Genomic DNA, 793 nt, shown 5'->3' on the forward strand with positions numbered 1-793 from the left:
CTGAACAAGCTTGACCGCTGGATATCAGAGCACGATGCTACCCAGAGTCGTCCGCAAGCTATTCGGACAATCTTGGAGATAGCCCTCGCAGATGTCCGAATTGTACAGGATATTTGACCTTGAAACTAAGGCGTCCCTTGAAGCGCACCTGAAGGTTAACACGGTCCTATCGCATGACTTCGCCAACCTTATTTGGGCGTGCCAATCAGCTTTCGTACCGCTAGGTCACCTTCCTATCCACCGCAACCTTACGCCCAGTCAGCTCTCTTTGAGCAGCGAGAACTTAGAAGCATTGGCGCAAAACGGAGTCGGGCCTCTACAGCCAGCAGCCAAGAAAACTGCCAACAAAATCATGGCCACTTTCAAAGAGCGCAAACTTTTTAACGCGCATTACTTCTGGCGTGTCGACCGACCGCAAGAGTGGCACCTTTTTTATTTCACCCAACGGGATATCAGCGGCGAACATTGGGACGAAGGTTCGCACATCCATTTGATTAACTGGCTCACCCATCCAACGCTGGACATAGTGCCCCTGCTAGAGAGAGTGATTTCTGAGCCGAAGGTTCCGTCTCTGCCTAGCGGTATTCATGTGCGCTACGTCCGCTGAGATAAGCGCCTCTACTGTGGCTTCTGCCGATAGTGCTATTACCTCTTCGGCCAACTGATCCGTATCAATCATTACGCTAACCTCTGTCTGCGGCGCATCGAGCTAGCGCGCTGTTGATCCTGAACAGTGGCGACGCCCATGGTCGTGGTCTGCACAGCCACGTTTCCTGAGATGGCCTGAACGCGA

General features: G+C 52.7%; 1 protein-coding gene. It reads left to right on the forward strand.

Features of this window, described 5'->3' with window-relative positions; genetic code table 11:
* Positions 1-91: 91 nt before the first annotated feature.
* Positions 92-607, forward strand: a complete 516-nt coding sequence (locus OB03_RS13900) for a hypothetical protein (protein ID WP_461344552.1) — start codon at positions 92-94, stop codon at positions 605-607.
* Positions 608-793: the final 186 nt, after the last annotated feature.

Source organism: Brevundimonas sp. GN22, assembly GCF_054824005.1.